Here is a 16,995-nt window from a genome sequence, read left to right as displayed (position 1 = left end):
ATGGCCATTGTTTCCGAAGGGTCTCCGCCGGGCGAGGCAGAGATCCGTGTCGATCCGATCGAGGCGCAGTCCCATTTCCACCGGACCGAATCGCGCATCGCCGTGGCCGGCCATCCGATCCACGCCATGCTCGTGACCTTCCCGATCGCGCTCACCATGTGCACGCTGGGCGCCGATGGTTTCTACTGGTGGACGGGGGATGCCTTCTGGGCGCGCGCCGCCCTGTGGGCCAGTGGCATGGCCTTCCTGCTGGGCGTCGCTGCCGGGCTCGCGGGCACCGTCGAACTGCTGCTGGTCCCGGGTATCCGCGCCCGCTCGGCCAGCTGGACGCACTTCGTGCTGGCCGTGATGCTGCTCTCGATCCTGGGCGCCAACTGGGGCTACCGCCTCGCGGGCTATGAGCAGGCCGTGCTGCCGTGGGGCCTCCTGCTCTCGCTGCTGGCGGCGGGTTTCACCGCGATCACCGGATGGCACGGCGGCAAGCTGGTCTTCGACTATCACCTCGGTACCTCGTCGACCGGCAAGAGGTGACCGCGCGGCGACAGGAGCCACGACGGGACGATCGCGTCGCCGACGAACGGCTTGCCGAGCACGAGCGTCAGGATCACCAGCATCGCGAGGCCTGAGACCACGAGCAGTGGCGCCGGATGCGGGGTGGTGTAGTCGCCCTGGCGCTCGCCGACCTGCAGGGTGACATGGCCCAGCCAGGCATGGGCCAGGACCAGCAGGCCGACCAGCGCCAGCTTCACGAACATCCACGGCACGAAGACATCTCGCAGGAAGATCAGCGCCGTGCCCAGCGCGATCGCGATCACGGCGGCCGGCGTCACCACGCCGACATAGGCCACGTGCGTCACCCGCCGGCGCCTCGCATACTGGTGCTGGTCGTCTTCCCGGTTATGGCGTGCAAGCAGAAGCGGCAGGCCGACGAGGCCGGCGCACCAGATCGACAGGGCGGCGATGTGGAAGAATTTCAGCGCCGCGATCATGCCGTGCCGGCGGCCCGCACCCAGACCCGGCGCGCGATCAGCGCCGTCGCCAGCGCATAGGGGATCACGCCCGGTACCCACATCACGAGGCCGGCGAGCTGCTGGTCGGCGACCTGCTCCAGCCCCCAGGGCAGCGTGGACGCGGCGTGGCTGCCATAGAGCGGCGTGCGTGCGAAGGTGAGCAGTGCGCCCAGCATCCCCATCTGCGCCATGGCGAGGATCGAAAACATCGACGACGGCACCGGTGGCGCGGCGAACAGCTCGCGCCAGAACCAGATCGCGCTGCCCAGGAGGGTGAGTTGCATCACCCAGTAGATCGTGCTGTCGCCCAGCGCGCGGTCGTAGAACGCAGGCAGGTGCCAGACCCAAAGGGTCGCGGCCGAAGCCACGAAGGCGATGCCGAGATGCCGCGATCCGCGTGAGGGAACGGCCAGCGCCACGAGCGGTGCGGCGATGGCGACCAGCAGCACGTGATGCACGGCACGCACCGAGAACAGCGCGACGCTGAGCGCGCACAGCGGCGACACGAAGGTCACGGCGAGGATGCCGACCGACGCCAGCGCGAAACGTGAATGGTGTAAACGAACCGCCGCCGCGGCCGCGACGGCCAAGACGACCAGCAGCACCGGGTCGAAGTTCCAGCGCTCGAACCAGTCGTAGGGGTGAGGAGGGGCGCCGCAATAACTGGTCATGGTTCTGCGACGCCGTCCGCCGATGAAGAGGGAGTTCAGTCGGAACGCAATTGGAGGGGCGGAGTTCCCGGCGATGGCGCCGCATCCACCATTCCGTCGTCCCGATATGTGGGTTTGGTCCTCACGGAGCTTCCCGCTTCAGTACGTCGTGCCCATAGGCCAGCGCGAGGGCGAGCAGGGCGCCGCCGACGATGTTGCCCGCCGTGCTGAACAGGAGATTGAGAAGGCCCGACGACCAGTCGACGCCGCCCGGCAGGCCGCTCAGCCATCCCATCGGGATCAGCGACATGTTCGCCACCGAATGTTCGAGGCCGGCCGCGACGAACAGCGTGATCGGGCCGACGATGGCCAGGATCTTGGCCGGAATTGTGCTGGCGTTCGTCGACATCCACACCGCGAGACAGACGAGGGCGTTGGCGAGGATGCCCGAGCAGAAGATTTCCATCGCCGTCTTGCCGAGCTTGTCCCCGGCCACGCTCCGTGCGGCATCGCCCACGCCGCCCTCGAGCCCGCCGCTGGCCGCGAACAGCAGGGCGACGAGGACGCTGCCGGCGAGATTGCCGAGCCAGACGACGCCCCAGGCAGCGGGGAGCCGGCTGACGGGCAGCGCGCCCGTGGCGGCCGGCAGCACCATCATCGTATTGCCGGTGAAGAGTTCGGCGCCGGCGATCATCACGAGAATGAGGCCGACCGAGAAGGTCAGCCCGGACAGGAGCCGCACCGGACCCGTTGTCGGGCCCTCACCCAGAGCGGACTGGGCGACCAGCGAGATCACCGAGCCGAAGGCGATGAAGGCGCCGGCGAGAACGGCCAGCACCGCCATACGCGGCCAATCCTGCATCGCCTTGGCAGCCAGCGATTCCGGTACGGACCGGGCGATGGCCTCTCCAACGGGATCCCTGCCAGCGCGGTCCATGTCGGCTTAGGCCGCTTCGATCCGCACGGGAACGGCCTTCACCGCCGGGGTCTTCGATTTCCGGTCGTGGTGCTTCAGGGCGATCAGCGGATTGAGTTCCGGATAGTAGCCCGCGATGGTGCCGTCCGGCAGATCGAACGGGATGACCTCGAGCCCATCGATGCGTCGGACATGGCCGTCGTCGGCGTCGCCCACGAGGGAGACGCGCTGCCCCGCAGCGAGGCCCGCGCGCTCGATGTCCGCGGCATTCATCAGCACGACGTCGCGCGTGCCCTCGATGCCGCGCAGCCGGTCGCTGTAGCCATAGATGGTCGTGTTGAACTGGTCGTTCGAGCGCAGCGTGATCAGGCGATAGCGGCCGGGCGCATCTTCGACATCGGTGGCCGCCAGCATCGTGGGCGCGGTGAACTGCGCGCGACCGCTTTCCGTCTTCCACTCCCGCTCCCGTGCCGGGTTGCCGCGATAGAAGCCGCCCGGCTCGAACATGCGCTCGTTCATGTCGTAGAACTGCTCGGGATAGGTCTCCGCGATCAGATCGCGCACCAGCGCGTAGTTGGCCGTCCAGTCGTCCCAGCGGACCCGGCGATTGGGCGCGAGCGTTTCCTTGGCGATGCCGGCGACGATCGCGGTCTCGGACAGCAGATGCTCGCTGGCGGGCTCCCGATGGCCGAGCGAACCGTGGATGTGGCTGAAACTGTCCTCGATCGTCACGGTCTGCAGACCGCTCGCCTGCATGTCTTCCTCGCTGCGACCCAGGCAGGGCAGCAGATAGGCGACGCGCCCGTTGAAGAGATGGCTGCGGTTCAGCTTGGTGGCGATCTGCACGGTGAGCTGCATCCGCTCCCAGGCCGGCTCGATGCGCGTCTGGTCGGGAATGGCGCGCAGGAAGTTTCCGCCGAGCCCGATGAAGGCCTGGACTTCGCCGGCAAGGAGTCCTTCGCAGACGGCGACAGTGTTCATGCCCTCGCTGCGCGGCGGATCGAAGTCGAACATTGCCGCGAGCTTGTCGAGCGGCACCAGTTCGGGCTTCTCGGCAATGCCCACCGTGCGCTGACCCTGGACGTTGGAATGGCCGCGCACCGGGCAGATACCCGCGCCCTCGCGCCCGATATGGCCGCGCATCAGCAGGAGGTTCACAAGCATGGCGATGTTCTCGAAGCCGTGGACATGCTGGGTGAGGCCCATGCCGTAGACGCCGATCACGCGCTCCGCCGCGACATAGACGCGGCCGGCTTCCTCGATGTCGGCGCGGCTGAGGCCCGATTCCTGTTCGATACGCTCCCACGAGGTCGCATCGGCCTTGGCGTGGAAGGCCTCGAAGCCGGTGCAGTGCTGGGCGATGAAGGCATGGTCGATCACCGTCCCGCCCCGGCGCTCGTCCTCGGCGAGGACGAACTTGCAGAGGCCCATAATCGCGGCGATGTCGCCGCCGGCGCGCGGCTGGAGATACTGGCAGCTGATCTGCGTTTCCTGTCCCGTCAGCATCTGCAGCGGCCGCTGGGGATTGACGAAGGCGGTGAGGCCCTTCTCGCGGATCGGATTGAAGGTGACGACCTTGCAGCCGCGTTCGACCGCCTTCTGCAGCGGATGGAGAAAGCGCGGGCTGTTGGTGCCGGTGTTCTGGCCGAAGAAGAACATGGCGTCGCACTTCTCGAAATCGTCCAGTACGCAGGTCCCGACCGGCGAGCCGATCAGCTCGTTGAGGGCCACCGACGTCGTCTCGTGGCACATGTTCGAACTGTCGGGCAGATTGTTGTGGCCGTAAAGCCGGGCGAACAGGGCGTAGAGATACGAGGTCTCCAGCGAAGCCCTTCCGGAGGCATAGAACACGGTCTTTTTGGGATCGCTCGCCTTCAGCACCGTGCCGATCGCCGCGAACGCGTCCTGCCAGGTGCAGGGCACGTAGCGATCGCTGGCGGCATCGTAGCGCAGCGGATGGGTGAGGCGGCCCTGCTGTTCGAGATCGTGGTCGCTCCAGCTCCGCAGCTCGCTCACGGTATGGCTGGAGAAGAAGTCGGGCGTGCAGCGATGGGTGGTCAGCTCCCACAATGTCGCCTTGGCGCCGTTCTCGCAGAATTCGAAGGCATGGGGATGTTTTGGCTTGCCCCACGCACAGCTCGTGCACATGAAGCCGCCAGTCTTGTTCTGCTGGCGCAGCGTATCGAGCGCGCCCACGGACGACATCTCGCGGCCGATCGTCTCCACGATACCCCGCAGAGACCCCCAACCACCGGCGCTGCCGTCATAGTCGGTGTGTTCCGGCTGATCGGTCATGGCGCCCACCCTGTATTTCAGTCGATATGCAAAGCGGTCGCGGTGCAAAGGTTGCGCGCGATTCGGGCCTGTTACCTATTGGCAGAAGACGTGCGCTCGCGGAGTGCCGGACGCAGCGCCAGAAGCCTCGCGTGCTCCTTTTCTCCTGCGCTGGCGATCACGGCGTCGAGCGCGGACACGAGCGCCTCCAGCACGTCCGGGTCCGAGCCGGCATAGTGCGCCACGGCGGCAAACGCACGGGCGGCAACCCGATCGAAGGAAACGGGGGCTGCCACCACGCGCAAGCGGCCTTCGTCGTCATGTCGGCATCCCGAGGGCATCGGCCGGTCGGCGAGCCGCATCAGGGCCTCGCGGAGCCGGTCGATGCAGTAGAGCGCGGTCGTCGGGTCGTTGATGCCCGGGGAGAGCGCACGCTGGGTGATCTCGACGATCCGCCGGATCGAAAAGTCGAGATCCTGATACGGCGTGCGTTCGATCCCGATGATCAGAGTGGCGCGCAGCGCGTCGAGTTTCCCCTCATCGGGGGCGTTGGCCGCGATCACCCGTAGCAACGGATCGCGCTCCGTCACGAAGGTACCGGGCCGGGCCACGACATCGACGATCAGATCCTGCTCCTCGGCCAGCCGAAGCAGCGCGGCGCTGTCCACGGACTGGATGTAGCCGCTCGCCCTGGAGTTGATGACGAGCCCCTGATCGAAATCCGGCGGCTCGCATTTCGTTTCCGGTTCCTCATGCCCGATCTTTGTCGGGAAGAGACGGTCGATCGTGGCCGCCGTCTCTTCCGCGAGCGATGCCAGCAGTGTCTCGAGGCGGATCGAACTGGCGGTGTGATGGATGAAATAGATCAACACGGCGAGGCTGGCGACGGCCAGCACGACTCCGATCGCCACGGCGATGTGCGGCACGAAACTCGATCCCTCGACGCCTTTGACGGTGCGCAGGACGAGCAGGCAATAGACGAAGGTGCTGATGAAGGTGCCGAGCACAAGCTGATTGCCGCGGTCGCGCATGAAGTTGCGCAACAGGCGCGGCCCGAATTGCGAGGAAGCGAGCTGGAGCGTCAGCATGGTGATCGAGAAGGTGAGGCCCGCGACCGTGATCATGGAGGTCGCCACCGCCGATAGGATCGCCCGCGCGCCTTCCGGCCCGAACAGATAGATGAACTCGAAGCGGCCGTAGGCATCCGCTTCCATCGCGGCGTCCAGTTTCACCACCGCGAAGGACAGCAGCACGGCACCCGCCGCCATCATGCTCGGCAGGAACCAGAAGCTGCCCCGCAGCAGCTCCCAGATGGAAATGAGACGTGTGACCGAGGGAAAGGCGCGCATCGGCATTGAACGCAGGCCGACGGCAATTGCTCCGGAGCGCCGAAACGCGCCGGCGGCGCTGTCACGGAACCCCGCGTATCCCTTCGCGTTCACCAGCGAAGGTGGAGCGAGGCCCGCACCGCGGCTCGCCTGTACCACCGTCTTTCCCGTCGCCATACGCTGCAGCGTCGCGCTGCATCGCTACCCTCGTTCGAGGAGGGAGAAAGCATGACAACAATGACTGTCACCAGGCAGGAGATCACTTCGCTCACCGGCGACGTCCTCAAGGAAGTTTCAGCGATCGCAAACGGCCCGTGCCTTTCGCTCTATCAACCGACCCACCGGCGCCATCCAGAGAACCAGGAAGACCCGATCCGCTTCCGCAATCTCGTGAAGGAGCTTGAAGCCTCCCTGCACCAGAAATATCCGGCGGCCGAGGCCCAGCAACTCCTCGAACCGTTCCATGCGCTCGCGCAGGACGGCGAGTTCTGGAACCACGCGCTGGAGGGACTGGCCGTGCTGGGCGCGCCGGGCTACTTCCGGGCGCTCAGGTTTTCGCAGCCCGTCGACGAACTGGTCGTCGTGGCCGACAGCTTCCACACGAAGCCCTTGCGACGCTTCCTCCAGACGGCCGATCGCTACCATGTTCTCAGCCTAACCCTGCACGGCATCCGGCTGTTCGAGGGCAACCGGCGTTCGCTCGACGAAGTCGACTTGACGAAGGCGGTCCCCGGCACGATCGACAAGACGACGGGCGAGGAGGCGCCCGAGGGCGCCGGCGGGGCGGGGCTTCCCCTACGGCATGGGCTGGGCGGCAAGGGCACCGAGGCGGACAACGAGGCGGACCGATATTTCCGGGCCGTCGACCGCGCGGTGCTCGAGCACTACTCTCGTCCCTCTGACCTGCCGCTGATCCTGGCGGCGCTGCCGGAACATCACCATCGCTTCCACGAGGTCAGCCAGAATCCCTTCCTGGTCGCGGGGGGCATCAAGATCAATCCGGAGTCGCTGTCGGCCGAACAGCTGCGCGAGCACGCCTGGGAGGTCGTCGAGCCGCAGTATCAGGCGCGGCTGGAGACGCTTCACGGCGAATTCGAGCAGGCGAAGGCGCGCGGCACCGGCAGCGACATGATCGCCGAAGTCGCGGAGGCCGCTGTTGCGGGTCGCGTCGCGACCCTGATGGTCGAGGCCGGCCGCGAGATTGCCGGTCGTCTCGACGTCGAGACGGGGCGGATCGAGAAGGCCGAACTGGGCGCTCCCGATGTCGATGACATGCTCGACGATCTGGGCGAACTTGTCACGAAGATGGGCGGAACCGTGCTGGTGGTTCCCGCCGAGCGGGTGTCGCTGCCGAACGGCCTCGCCGCGACCTACCGCTACTGAACGGCGTCTATGCCCGTGCCGGGAGCGCGCCCTTGGCGGCGCGGATCTCGGCGACGGCGCGGTCCCAGGCCGCCAGGCGTTCGGGGCCGGCCGGATGGGTGTCGAGCAGGGCGGTGTCCCGGCGTCCCGAGGCGCGCGCCATGGTGACCAGCAGGCCGCGCGCCTGGTCGAGATCCACGTTGGAGCGGTAGAGGATCACCGCCGCGAGATAGTCGGCCTCGCGCTCCTGCTCCTTGGAGTAGGAGATGCGGCCGATCGCGCCGCCGACCTGGGCGCCGGTGTCCATCGCCGAGCGTGTGATCTGCCCGCCATAGGGGCTTCTGTAGGACGCCGCGGCACCGGCCGCGCCCAGCAGGATGGCGCCGATCAGCGCGCCGGTCGTCGTGTTGCGCTTGTTCGTGGCGAGGTGATTCGCGGCCTGATGGCCCATCTCATGGGCGAAGACGAGGCAGACCTCCTCCTCGCTGGATGCGTATTCGACGACGCCGCGGTTGATGAAGATCGACCCGTTGGCGCCCGCGCCGGCGTTCATCGAGCGATTCGACGATGCGGTGATCTGCCAGTTGCACACGCCCACATTCATCTCGCGGCACGTCTGTTCGGCCGTCGGACGGATGCGGTCCAGCGCCGAGCGCATGATCTCTCCGGCCTGCTCGTCGGTCAGCACGCGCCGCGCCGGCGGCCCGCCGGCACCCTGCACCTCGCTCTGCGCCAGGCTGAGATGGCTGTCGCTGACCTGCGGCAGCTGATGCACCGCCCCGGCACACCCACACAGCATGCACGCGCCCCCAAGCGCGAAAAAGGATCGCCTGTTCATGGATGCCCCCAAAGCGCTGCCCCCGGTTGCAGCGTTCGGGGTCACGCTACCTAGAGGTAGGGCGCGGAGTCAACGCCGCGGTCTGTCCGCCGCGAAGCAGGCTACCGCCCGTGCTCGCCCGCGAGGTTGGCGGGTCTCATGATCAGGAAGGCGGCAAGCGCCACCAGCATGAGGAGGGCGACGGCGAGGAAGGCGAGGCCCCAGGCGAGCGGCGACATGCCGCCGGCGAGATCGAGCGTCCAGCCGACGACCAGCGGGCCCACGAAGCCGCCCGCATAACCCAGGGTCGAGTGCACCGCGAGGGTGGCGCCGCGGCGCGAGGGCTCGGCATTGCCGGCAGCGCCCGCCGTGACCGACGAGGAATCGAGCCAGACGACGACCCCGTAGGCGATCACCAGGAACACCGCCAGCCAGTAGCCGGTCGATCCCGCGAAACCCAGTATCGCGGCAAACCCGATCGACAGGATCATCGCGGTAGCCACGAGGCGGCGGCGGCCGAAGCGGATCGAGGCCTCGTTGCCCAGCACGCTGGCGAAGGTACCCAGCAGCGCCATGACCGTGACCACCAGCGCGGGCGAGAGCGTTCCCTCGGTGACGCCGGTGCTGCCCGCGACGAAGGCCAGGAAAGCCACGCCCCAGCCGCGCAGCGCACTCATTTCCAGCGTATGAACGCAGTAGACGACTGAATAGGCAAAGGCCGACCTGTTGCGCACGACCGGCCGGAAATCGAACAGCGCCCCCTGCGCCTTGGCGCGCGGCGCCGGCGTCTTCGACGGCACCGACAGCGCCACCATCGTCCAGGCAGTCGCCGCGGTGAGGGCGGCGAAGGCGAAGGTCCAGCGCCAGCCGATCTGGTCGGCCAGCACGTCGCCCAGCAGGTAGGAGACCGCACCGGAGATGCCGATGCTGGCGGCATGCCCGGTGACGGCGCGCGACATCAGCTTGGAATCGACCTGGTCGGCCAGCAGCTTGAGGCCGGTCATGTAGGTCCCCGCCCAGCCAATGCCCGCGAGTGCGCGCGTGAAGAAGGCCGACCAGAAGCCGTCGGCGAACAGGCCGAACATCAGATGGCCCGCGACCGTGCAGGCGACGCCGAACAGATAGACCTTCTTGCCGTCGATCCGGTCGGTGAGCGTGACCAGCACCGGCACCGCCACCATGTAGGCGCCGAAAAAGATCGCCGTGATCCAGCCGGCCTCGCTGTTCGACAGGCTCCAGCGCTGCATCATCTGCGGCAGCAGTGCGGGCCAGAAGCCGGCGCCGATCTGCACGAAGATCTGGGCCGCACAGACGATCGCGACCAGGCGCGCGCCGGACAGGGTCCTAGTCGGCATGGCTCGCTGTCGGCTGTGGCACCGGGATCATCCAGAGCGCCGCGAAGGCGGTAAGGCAGAGGGCGGAGGAGATGATGAGGACTCCGGCGCCCAGCCGGTCGATCAGCAGGGCGAAGACGAAGGGCGCGCCGGCCGACAGGAAGCGCGACGGGGCGCCCAGCAGTCCCAGCCGATAGCCGTAGCTCTTGGGCCCGTAGAGCGCGAGAGGCACCGTCCCGCGCGCGATGGTGATGACGCCGTTGCCCATCCCGTGCAGCACCGCGAAGATGCTGGCCGCGACGCCGCCGCCCAGGCTGAGCAGAAGGACGGTGCCAACGGGATGCGTCGTGGTGGCGAGGCGGCCCGAGGTCAGGGGATGCAGGTGGCGCAGCGGCCCGGCTTCGAGCATGCGCGCCGCCACCTGGGCCGGGCCGATCAGCGCGCCGGCCGCGATGGCCTGGGTGGGCGTGGCACCGGCGGCTTCCATGATGCGGGGGAAGTGTGCCGCCATGCCGGACGAGACGATCCAGGCGCCCGAGAAGGCGATGGCCAGCAGCACCATCGTACGGTCGAACGGGACGGGCTCATCGACCGCCTTCAGGGTGGCGGCGAGATCGGTCGGACGCGGCAGCAGCAGGAAATTGCAGGGAAGGCCGATCACGATATGCGCCGCGGCCCACAGCAGGCAGGTCTCGCGCCAGCCGATCCCCGCGGCGCCCCAGGCGGTGAGCGGCCAGGCAACGGTGCTGGCGAAGCCCGCCAGCAGGGTGATGCCGGTGATCGCGCCGCGTGCATCCTTGCCGTAGAGCCGTCCCAGCGCGCCGAAGGCGGCGTCGTACAGGCCGAGCCCCATGCCGATTCCCAACAGGGTCCAGGCGGCGGCGAAGGGCAGGAACGACTGCGCCTGCGACAGCAGCACCAGCGCCGCAGCAAACAGCAGGCTCGATGCCGACAGCACGCCGTTGCCGCCGGCGCGATCGATCATCCGCCCGACCTTCGGCCCGATCATCGCGGAGATGATCAGTGCCGCGGAGAAGGTGCCGAAGAACAGGTTGGTCGAGATGCCGATGTCGCGCGCCATCTCGTCCGCCAGCACCGCCGGCAGATAGTAGGTCGAGCCCCAGGCCAGCGTCTGCGCCGTGCCCAGAACGATGATCGTCGAAACTCGGCGGCGATCCATCAGGAGGCGTTGGGTCCGGCGCAGCAGGCGGTGGCGGCAGGCACCGCCTTGGCCGGCGCGCAGCATCCCGACGCCGCCGCGGACGAAGCCGACGGGGCGGGACCGTTGCAGACTCCGGTTTCCGGCAGCACCAGCTCGACGCGGCGCGCAGCGTCATGGTCGCCCGCCAGATCGGCGGCGATCGAACGGACCTGCTCGTAGCCTGTCATCATCAGGAAGGTCGGCGCGCGACCGTACGACTTCATGCCGGCGAAATAGAAGCCCGCTTCGGGCTGCGCCAGCTCGCGCGCGCCATGCGGGCGCACCGAGCCGCAGCTGTGTTCGTTGGGATCGATCAGCGGCGCCAGCGCCGGCGGGCATTCCAGCGCGGGATCGAGCGAGAGCCGGATCTCGCGCAGGAAGTCGAGGTCGGGCCGGAAGCCGGTCGAGACGACCAGCTCGTCGACGGCCACATGGCGGCCGGGGCATCCCGCGCCCGCGACGACGATCCGCTCGCCGTCGCGCGCGATGCGGTTCACCCGGAAGCCGCTCTCGATCGTGACGCGGCCGCTCGCCACCAGGGCTGCGAAGGCAGTGCCCAGCGCGCCGCGCGCCGAGAGCTGGTCGGCCGCACCGCCGCCGAACGATTTCTCCGGCTCAGTCCCGCGCAGCAGCCAGACGATGGTGGTGGCGGGCTCCTGGTCCTTCAGTTTCGCGAGGTCGATCAACGTGCCGACGGCGGAATGGCCGGCGCCCAGCACGGCCACGCAATGGCCGGCGTAGCGCGGCCGGTCGCGGCCCAGCACGTCGGGCATGCCGTAGGCGATGCGGTCGTGGGTTTCGCGTTCGCCGATCGCAGGCAGGCCGTTGGCGCCAGCGGGGTTGGGCGTGAACCAGGTGCCCGTGGCATCGATGACGGCGTCGGCGCGCAGCACCTCGGGGCCCTTGCCGTTCTCATAGCGGATCTCGAAGGGGGCGGCGTCGCGGCCGCGCGTCTTCACCTTGTCGAAGCCCAAGCGGCCGATCGCCGTCACCAGGCTGCGGGTCCGGATATGGTCGCTGAGCAGCGTGCGCGTGGCCAGCGGCTCGAGATACTGCTCCGCAAGCTCGGCTCCGGTCGGGTAGTGGTCGGGCTGCGGCCGGTTCCAGCCTGCTGCGCTTAGCAGTCGGGCGGCGGCCTTGTCGATATTGTATTCCCAGGGCGAGAACATGCGCACATGGCCCCACTGGCGCACTGCGTGGCCGACAGTCGGACCGGCCTCGATCACGACGGGCTCCAGTCCGCGCTCCAGCAGATGCGCCGCTGCGGCGAGGCCCACGGGACCGGCGCCGATCACGGCGACCTTCTTCTTCGGCAGGGCGATCGAGTCGGGCATGTCAGTTCTCCTATCCTTCTAGAATTTTGGAAAGACCAGGCGCAACAAAAACATCAACTAAGCGACGCATGTCTTCCTCGCGGCCGGCCGGACGCCGTCGGCGCAGCATTCCTCGGCCAGGTAGGCGAGAAGCTCGTGCATCACGTCGTAGTTGGCATGGCAGACAAGGGTCGCGCCCTCGCGCACCTGGGTGACGAGGCCGACGATCACCAGCGATTTGATGTGATGGGAGAGAGTCGAGGCCGCCGCATCGAGCTTGGCCTGCAGCCGACCGACCGGCATGCCCTCGGCGCCGGCGCGCACCAGGGTACGATAGATCTTCAAGCGGGTCGGATTGCCCAGCGCTTCCAGGCGGGCGGCGGCATCGTCGAGTTTCATGAGTCGAAGATAGGCAGAGGTCCCGCGGAGTCAACTATATTTCTAGAATTCTAGAAATTCGATCTGACTGTGCATGCGCGAACCTTCCCTGTGTTCCCCCGGGGCAGCAGGAAGGTGATGGCCCAGCAGGCGAGCAGCATCGCCGCCGAGCCGGCGAGGCAGAAGCCTATGCCGCCCCACTGGTAGAAGAGGCCGGAGAGCAGCGTACCGGCGAGCCGGCCGCACGCATTGGCGGCGTAATAGAAGCCGACGTCCTCGGCGGCCTTCTCCGAACCCGCATAGGCCAGGATCAGGTAAGAGTGCAGCGAGGAGTTGACGGCGAAGGGCAGGGCGAAGATCGCCAGTCCAACGACGACGATGAGATCGGAGCGCACGTCTAGCGGACTAGTCAAGGCGAGAGCGATCGCCAGCGGCACGGCGAGCAGGAGGCCCGCCCAGAGGCGCGCGCCCGGCACTTCGCGGCTGAGCCCGTCGGCGCTGCGCGGCACCAGCGCGGGTGCCACTGCCTGCAGGCCGCCATAGGCGATCGTCCAGGCAGCGAGGAACGCGCCCACTTCCACGAACCGCCAGCCCGAGGCGTAGAGGAAGACCGGCAGGCCGACGACGAACCAGACGTCGCGCGCGCCGAACATGAACACGCGCGCCGCGGCGAGAAGATTGACGCCCGCCGACTTGGCGAACAGCTCGCGCATCGTCTTCGACGCCTTGGCCTTGCCGAGACCGCGCGGCAACAGCAGTAACCCGGCCAGCAGCACGACGAGGAGGAGCGCGGCCATCAGCCAAAGCGCCGCGCGGAAGCCTGCCGCCTCCAGCAGCAGGCCACCCACGAAGAAGCCCAGGCCTTTCATCGCGTTCTTCGAGCCGGTGAACCACGCCACCCACTTGAACAGACGGCCCGCGCCGTCGCCCGCCGTCGCCTTGATGGCCGACTTCGAGGCGGTCTTGGTGAAGTCCTTGGCCAGCCCCGCGATGCCTTGCGCCGCAACGACCCAGGCGATGGACACGAGGACGGTCCAGGCGGGATCGAGCGCCGAGAGCATGAGCAGGCTTACGATCTGCAGCAGCTGGCCGGTCATCATCATGCGCGGGATGCCGAAGCGCGTGGCTAGCCAGCCGCCGGCGAGATTGGCAACGATGCCGGCGAACTCGTAGAGCAGGAAGAGGAAGGCGAGCGTGAACGGCGAATAGCCGAGTCCGAAGAAGTGCAGCAGCACGAGCATGCGCAGCGCGCCGTCGACCAGGGTGAAGCCCCAGTACGACGCCGTGACGATCAGATAGTCCCGCGCCTTCGTGCCCATCAGGCGCCTGCTTCGATCACCATTTTCGCCAGATCGACCATGCGGCAGACATAGCCGACCTCGTTGTCGTACCAGGCATAGACCTTCAGCAGCGTGCCATCGGTCACCATGGTGCTGGGCGCGTCGACGATCGAGCTGCGCGTGTCGTTGCAGTAGTCCGCCGACACGAGAGGCCGCGTCTCATAGCCCAGGATCCCGGCCAGCGACCCTTTGGCCGCGATCTGGAACAGCTCGTTGACCTCGGCTTCGGTGGTCGACCGCGCGAGTTCGAACACGCAGTCGGTGAGACTGGCGTTGAGGACCGGCGCGCGGACGGCGTGGCCGTTCAGCTTCCCTTTGAGTTCGGGATAGATGACGGTGATCGCGGTGGCGCTGCCGGTCGTCGTCGGTTGCAGCGACAGCATGGCCGAGCGCGCGCGGCGCAAATCCTTGTGCGGCGCATCGACGACGACGTTGGTGTTGGTCGGCGCATGGATCGTCGTGATCTGGCCATGCCGGATGCCGATGGACTCGTGCACGACCTTGACCACGGGGGCGAGGCAATTGGTCGTGCAGGAGGCCGCTGTCAGCAGGTGATGACGGGCCGGCTCGTAGAGATGATCGTTGACGCCGACCACGATGTTCAGCGCCCGATCGTCCTTGACGGGAGCCGCCACGATCACCTTCTTCACACCGCGATCGAAGTAGGCCTGCAGCTGCTCCGGCTTCAGGAACTTGCCGGTGCATTCGAGCACCATCTCGCAGCCGAGGTCGCCCCAGGCCACGTCTCCCGGCGACGCGGCGGCGCTGAAGCCCAGATAGGTGCCGCCGACCGCCAGGCCACGCTCGCCGTCGAGTTCGAAGGAGGTGTGCCAGCGGCCGTGCATGCTGTCGAACTCGAGGAGATGCGCGGTGGCGGCCGCTCCTCCCTTGATCTCGTTGAGGTGGATGACCTCGATGCGGTTGTCGCGCCGCGGATCGTCCAGTGGACGCTGCACGCCGCCTAACGCAGCCCGAAGGGCGAGGCGCCCCATGCGCCCCATGCCGTTGATTCCGACTTTCATCGTCCGCGCCGCCCGCTTACGCCGGGACTTTGGCGGAGTCGCCGATCTCGTCGAGGCGCTTCTTGAGCGCCATCCGGTCGAGCGACGCATAGGGAAGATTGACGAAGATCTCGAGGCGCCGGCGGATCATGCCGTAGAGTTCGTTGATCATCGTCGCGCGCTCGACCTCCGACCCCATGAACTTGGCGGGATCGGGCAGCGGCCACGCTCCTGTGACGGACCGCTCGCCGAAGTCCGGGCACTGCTGGCCCTCCAGCACGTCGCAGAGCGTGATGACGAAATCCATGCGGGGGGCGTTCGGTCCAGTGAACTCGTCCCACGACTTGCAGCGCAACCCCTCGACCTCATGGCCGAGCGCGCGAAGCTTGGCGATCACCTCCGGCATCGGCTGTCCCGCCGGTTCGGAGCCGGCTGAGTAGGCGTTGAACCGGCCCTTGCCCACCTGCTCGAGGATCGCCTCGGCCATGAGCGATCGGGCGGAATTGTGCGTGCACAGGAACAGGACGTTGAAAGCGGGGGTCATGTGAACCTCGGGTTGATCCTCGGGGAGGAGTCGCGCCAGGTCGCCACAGAGGTCCGGTCGTCCGCCACAGCACGTCTCCGTCAGGAAGCTGAAGAGCGCGCGCAAACCGGCGAATCGGACCGCATATATGATGCTGCGGCCCTGCCGGGTGGACTGGACGAGGCCGGATTGTTCGAGAGCGGCCAGATGGAACGACAGCGTCGAGGGCACCTGCCCCAGGGCGCTGGCGAGTTCGCCCGCCGCCATGCCGGACGCGCCCCGGGTCGCCAGGAGCCGCATCAGGTTGAGGCGGGTTTCCTGCGAAAGGGCACTGAATCCGATAGCGGCGTCAGACGATTCCATAGTTCTCGAATAATCCAATAATGTGACATACGTATTACCCAGTTGGCCGCCATGAGTCGATGGCGAGCCTCGGCAGATCGATCCGGAGACGGCCCAGATGTCCCTATTCGAGCGTTACCTGACCCTGTGGGTCGCCCTGTGCATCGTCGTCGGCATTGCGCTGGGGCACTTTTTTCCCGTGCTCTTCCACGCGGTCGGCAGGGCGGAGGTAGCGCACGTCAACCTGCCGGTCGCGGCGCTGATCTGGCTGATGATCATCCCGATGCTGATCAAGGTCGACTTCGCCGCCATCGCCGAGGTGCGCCGGCACTGGCGCGGCATCGGGGTGACGCTGTTCATCAACTGGGCGGTCAAGCCCTTCTCGATGGCTCTGCTGGGCTGGCTGTTCATCGGCTGGCTGTTCCGGCCGTGGCTGCCCGCCGACCAGATCGACAGCTACATCGCTGGCCTCATCCTGCTGGCCGCAGCGCCCTGCACCGCGATGGTTTTCGTTTGGAGCAACCTCTCCGACGGCGAGCCCGACTTCACGCTGACCCAGGTGGCGCTGAACGACACAATCATGCTCGTGGCCTTCGCGCCCTTGGTGGGTCTGCTGCTCGGCCTCTCGGCCATCATCGTGCCGTGGCAGACGCTGCTGCTGTCGGTCGTGCTCTACATCCTCGTGCCGGTGGTGCTGGCGCAGTTCGTGCGCCGTGCGGTGCTGGCGAAGGGCAGCCAGCCGGGGCTCGACCGGCTGCTGGCGCGGCTGCAGCCCGCCTCGCTGGTCGCGCTGCTGGCGACGCTCGTCCTGCTGTTCGGCTTCCAGGGCGAGCAGATCATCGCGCAGCCGCTGATCATCGCGCTGCTGGCCGTGCCGATCCTGATCCAGGTCTATTTCAATTCCGGCCTCGCCTATCTCCTCAACCGCGCGGCCGGCGAGGACCATCGCATCGCCGCGCCCTCGGCGCTGATCGGCGCCAGCAACTTCTTCGAACTCGCCGTGGCGGCGGCCATCAGCCTGTTCGGCTTCTCCTCGGGCGCGGCGCTGGCCACGGTGGTCGGCGTCCTCATCGAAGTGCCGGTCATGCTGTCGGTGGTGAAGATCGTGAATGCCAGCAAGGGCTGGTACGAATCCGGCGCCGCGGTGTCGCGTCGGCGTTGACGGACGCTATGGCTTCGAGCGTTTCCACGCAAAGGAGAGAGGCC

General features: G+C 67.5%; 16 protein-coding genes. 3 read left to right on the top strand and 13 right to left on the bottom strand.

What is annotated here, in order from left to right; genetic code table 11:
- On the top strand, nt 1-531 hold the full coding sequence (locus ACP15H_RS15305; RefSeq protein ID WP_425067044.1) for a DUF2231 domain-containing protein: 531 nt from the start codon (nt 1-3) through the stop codon (nt 529-531).
- On the opposite strand, the gene ACP15H_RS15300 is transcribed toward ACP15H_RS15305, so the two are convergent.
- The 5 genes from ACP15H_RS15300 to ACP15H_RS15280 form a co-directional block, all read right to left on the bottom strand.
- On the bottom strand, nt 498-989 hold the full coding sequence (locus tag ACP15H_RS15300) for a CopD family protein (protein WP_425067043.1): 492 nt from the start codon (nt 987-989) through the stop codon (nt 498-500). The genes ACP15H_RS15305 and ACP15H_RS15300 overlap by 34 nt on opposite strands.
- Nucleotides 986-1,681, bottom strand: coding sequence for a cytochrome c oxidase assembly protein (locus ACP15H_RS15295; RefSeq protein ID WP_425067042.1), 696 nt, complete (start codon nt 1,679-1,681; stop codon nt 986-988). Before ACP15H_RS15295 ends, ACP15H_RS15300 begins: the two co-directional genes overlap by 4 nt.
- Nucleotides 1,682-1,802: 121 nt before the next feature.
- A complete protein-coding gene (locus ACP15H_RS15290; protein ID WP_425067041.1) occupies nt 1,803-2,597 on the bottom strand; it encodes a formate/nitrite transporter family protein in 795 nt (264 codons plus the stop codon).
- A 6-nt stretch (nt 2,598-2,603) separates the two neighbouring features.
- Nucleotides 2,604-4,871: an FdhF/YdeP family oxidoreductase gene (locus ACP15H_RS15285; protein WP_425067040.1), complete on the bottom strand. Its 2,268-nt coding sequence runs from the start codon at nt 4,869-4,871 to the stop codon at nt 2,604-2,606.
- Nucleotides 4,872-4,942: 71 nt separating this feature from the next.
- The gene (locus ACP15H_RS15280; protein WP_425067039.1) at nt 4,943-6,205 is read right to left on the bottom strand and encodes a DUF2254 domain-containing protein; all 1,263 of its coding nucleotides are present in this window, start codon (nt 6,203-6,205) and stop codon (nt 4,943-4,945) included.
- Between the two features lie 201 nt (nt 6,206-6,406).
- Here ACP15H_RS15280 and ACP15H_RS15275 point away from each other — a divergent pair, with 201 nt between their 5' ends.
- Nucleotides 6,407-7,561, top strand: coding sequence for a hypothetical protein (locus tag ACP15H_RS15275; RefSeq protein WP_425067038.1), 1,155 nt, complete (start codon nt 6,407-6,409; stop codon nt 7,559-7,561).
- A 7-nt stretch (nt 7,562-7,568) separates the two neighbouring features.
- On the opposite strand, the gene ACP15H_RS15270 is transcribed toward ACP15H_RS15275, so the two are convergent.
- The 8 genes from ACP15H_RS15270 to ACP15H_RS15235 form a co-directional block, all read right to left on the bottom strand.
- Nucleotides 7,569-8,315: a M48 family metalloprotease gene (locus tag ACP15H_RS15270; protein ID WP_425067037.1), complete on the bottom strand. Its 747-nt coding sequence runs from the start codon at nt 8,313-8,315 to the stop codon at nt 7,569-7,571.
- A 164-nt stretch (nt 8,316-8,479) separates the two neighbouring features.
- Entirely contained in the window at nt 8,480-9,712 is a 1,233-nt protein-coding gene (locus ACP15H_RS15265) for an MFS transporter (protein WP_425067036.1), read from the bottom strand.
- Nucleotides 9,702-10,871: an MFS transporter gene (locus tag ACP15H_RS15260; RefSeq protein ID WP_425067035.1), complete on the bottom strand. Its 1,170-nt coding sequence runs from the start codon at nt 10,869-10,871 to the stop codon at nt 9,702-9,704. Before ACP15H_RS15260 ends, ACP15H_RS15265 begins: the two co-directional genes overlap by 11 nt.
- Nucleotides 10,871-12,226 carry an FAD-dependent oxidoreductase gene (locus ACP15H_RS15255; RefSeq protein ID WP_425067034.1) on the bottom strand — a complete coding sequence of 452 codons (1,356 nt, stop codon included), beginning with the start codon at nt 12,224-12,226 and terminating at the stop codon, nt 10,871-10,873. Before ACP15H_RS15255 ends, ACP15H_RS15260 begins: the two co-directional genes overlap by 1 nt.
- Before the next feature lie 57 nt (nt 12,227-12,283).
- Nucleotides 12,284-12,604, bottom strand: coding sequence for an ArsR/SmtB family transcription factor (locus ACP15H_RS15250; protein WP_425067033.1), 321 nt, complete (start codon nt 12,602-12,604; stop codon nt 12,284-12,286).
- A 50-nt stretch (nt 12,605-12,654) separates the two neighbouring features.
- Nucleotides 12,655-13,902 (bottom strand): organoarsenical effux MFS transporter ArsJ, encoded by a 1,248-nt coding sequence (gene arsJ / locus ACP15H_RS15245; RefSeq protein ID WP_425067032.1) that lies wholly within the window; start codon nt 13,900-13,902, stop codon nt 12,655-12,657.
- Entirely contained in the window at nt 13,902-14,945 is a 1,044-nt protein-coding gene (locus ACP15H_RS15240; RefSeq protein WP_425067031.1) for an ArsJ-associated glyceraldehyde-3-phosphate dehydrogenase, read from the bottom strand. Before ACP15H_RS15240 ends, arsJ begins: the two co-directional genes overlap by 1 nt.
- A gap of 16 nt (nt 14,946-14,961) precedes the next feature.
- Nucleotides 14,962-15,810, bottom strand: coding sequence for a metalloregulator ArsR/SmtB family transcription factor (locus ACP15H_RS15235; RefSeq protein ID WP_425067030.1), 849 nt, complete (start codon nt 15,808-15,810; stop codon nt 14,962-14,964).
- Between the two features lie 97 nt (nt 15,811-15,907).
- Here ACP15H_RS15235 and arsB point away from each other — a divergent pair, with 97 nt between their 5' ends.
- Nucleotides 15,908-16,951, top strand: a complete 1,044-nt coding sequence (gene arsB / locus ACP15H_RS15230) for an ACR3 family arsenite efflux transporter (protein ID WP_425067029.1) — start codon at nt 15,908-15,910, stop codon at nt 16,949-16,951.
- Nucleotides 16,952-16,995 lie beyond the last annotated feature (44 nt).

Source organism: Reyranella sp. (genome assembly GCF_965249915.1).
Taxonomy (GTDB): domain Bacteria; phylum Pseudomonadota; class Alphaproteobacteria; order Reyranellales; family Reyranellaceae; genus Reyranella.
This window is presented reverse-complemented; position numbering and strand designations above follow the sequence as displayed.

What these genes read in the sequence shown, in the direction of transcription:
- arsJ (WP_425067032.1), bottom strand. Translation starts at nt 13,902, where the DNA reads ATGGGCACGAAGGCGCGGGACTATCTGATCGTCACGGCGTCGTACTGG.
- ACP15H_RS15300 (WP_425067043.1), bottom strand. Translation starts at nt 989, where the DNA reads ATGATCGCGGCGCTGAAATTCTTCCACATCGCCGCCCTGTCGATCTGG.
- ACP15H_RS15260 (WP_425067035.1), bottom strand. Translation starts at nt 10,871, where the DNA reads ATGGATCGCCGCCGAGTTTCGACGATCATCGTTCTGGGCACGGCGCAG.
- ACP15H_RS15240 (WP_425067031.1), bottom strand. Translation starts at nt 14,945, where the DNA reads ATGAAAGTCGGAATCAACGGCATGGGGCGCATGGGGCGCCTCGCCCTT.
- ACP15H_RS15285 (WP_425067040.1), bottom strand. Translation starts at nt 4,871, where the DNA reads ATGACCGATCAGCCGGAACACACCGACTATGACGGCAGCGCCGGTGGT.
- ACP15H_RS15290 (WP_425067041.1), bottom strand. Translation starts at nt 2,597, where the DNA reads ATGGACCGCGCTGGCAGGGATCCCGTTGGAGAGGCCATCGCCCGGTCC.
- arsB (WP_425067029.1), top strand. Translation starts at nt 15,908, where the DNA reads ATGTCCCTATTCGAGCGTTACCTGACCCTGTGGGTCGCCCTGTGCATC.
- ACP15H_RS15255 (WP_425067034.1), bottom strand. Translation starts at nt 12,226, where the DNA reads ATGCCCGACTCGATCGCCCTGCCGAAGAAGAAGGTCGCCGTGATCGGC.
- ACP15H_RS15280 (WP_425067039.1), bottom strand. Translation starts at nt 6,205, where the DNA reads ATGCCGATGCGCGCCTTTCCCTCGGTCACACGTCTCATTTCCATCTGG.
- ACP15H_RS15235 (WP_425067030.1), bottom strand. Translation starts at nt 15,810, where the DNA reads ATGGAATCGTCTGACGCCGCTATCGGATTCAGTGCCCTTTCGCAGGAA.
- ACP15H_RS15250 (WP_425067033.1), bottom strand. Translation starts at nt 12,604, where the DNA reads ATGAAACTCGACGATGCCGCCGCCCGCCTGGAAGCGCTGGGCAATCCG.
- ACP15H_RS15305 (WP_425067044.1), top strand. Translation starts at nt 1, where the DNA reads ATGGCCATTGTTTCCGAAGGGTCTCCGCCGGGCGAGGCAGAGATCCGT.
- ACP15H_RS15275 (WP_425067038.1), top strand. Translation starts at nt 6,407, where the DNA reads ATGACAACAATGACTGTCACCAGGCAGGAGATCACTTCGCTCACCGGC.
- ACP15H_RS15295 (WP_425067042.1), bottom strand. Translation starts at nt 1,681, where the DNA reads ATGACCAGTTATTGCGGCGCCCCTCCTCACCCCTACGACTGGTTCGAG.
- ACP15H_RS15265 (WP_425067036.1), bottom strand. Translation starts at nt 9,712, where the DNA reads ATGCCGACTAGGACCCTGTCCGGCGCGCGCCTGGTCGCGATCGTCTGT.